The 256-nt window shown below is 62.9% G+C and carries 1 protein-coding gene; it reads right to left on the reverse strand.

The window, feature by feature from the left end; genetic code table 11:
• On the reverse strand, positions 1-241 hold a 241-nt coding region (locus R0J88_RS21545; RefSeq protein ID WP_410901110.1), incomplete at its 3' end, for an enolase C-terminal domain-like protein.
• Positions 242-256: the final 15 nt, after the last annotated feature.

Here is a 256-nt window from a genome sequence, read left to right on the forward strand (position 1 = left end):
GATTGAGTTCGGCGTAGCCATCGATGTCATCGGCGATCACCGGCTCTTCCAGCCAGCGCGGCTGGAAGCGTTCCAGCTTCGGCAACATGCGCTTGGCGTAGTCCAGGTTCCAGCCCATGTAGCACTCGAGCATCAGGTCGACATCCTCGCCGATGACTTCGCGCACGGCGGCCACGCTATCCAGGTTGGCACGCACGCCCTCGACCCCATCACGCGGACCGTAGCCGAAGCGCATCTTCATGGCGGTGAAGCCTTG

Source organism: Pseudoalteromonas sp. SIMBA_162, assembly GCF_046535955.1.
Classification (GTDB): domain Bacteria; phylum Pseudomonadota; class Gammaproteobacteria; order Enterobacterales; family Alteromonadaceae; genus Pseudoalteromonas; species Pseudoalteromonas marina.